The 425-nt window shown below is 52.2% G+C and carries 2 protein-coding genes; both read left to right on the top strand.

The window, feature by feature from the left end:
- Nucleotides 1-227 (top strand): hypothetical protein (locus tag AC1RPR_RS08350; protein ID WP_438451371.1); only part of this gene is annotated, 227 nt, incomplete at its 5' end.
- 9 nt (nt 228-236) lie between these two features.
- Nucleotides 237-425: hypothetical protein (locus tag AC1RPR_RS08345; protein ID WP_481763491.1), on the top strand; the 189-nt coding region annotated here is incomplete at its 3' end.

The raw sequence follows: 425 nt of genomic DNA, 5'->3' as shown, positions 1-425 counted from the left end.
CTGATCAGGTGCTGGTCACCATCGATCCAGCATCAGAACTCACCATCGACGATGTTCTCAAAAGCATTCGCAAGAACACGAAGCAGCGCTATGCGCAGGTCGTGAATCAGGGCATGCCGCTCCGGGGCCACGTCTGGCACTGGATTATGCGGGAGCCTGAATTGGACGCTTTTACGTCCGCATTCCCAGCTAAGAGTCTCCAACTCCGGAACTGGGGTTTCTGTTAAAGGTGAAGTATGAAGCTCTATGATTTGGTCACTGTGCCTACCTATGAATCACTGCAATACCTTCAAGGGTTGTTCAAGGGTTGTCCCTTTGATGTGAACTTGCGCCAGTGTTACGTGTCCCTCAATATCTCAGAATCCCCGAGTGAGCCAGACCACGAACGCACGTTCCTCGCTAACTGCGGTGCTATGGGCATCTAC

The organism is Dellaglioa sp. CoH-57-MRSF-22, from assembly GCF_056781895.1.
Note: the sequence above shows the minus strand (reverse complement) of the source record. Positions and strands in the feature narration are given on the sequence as shown.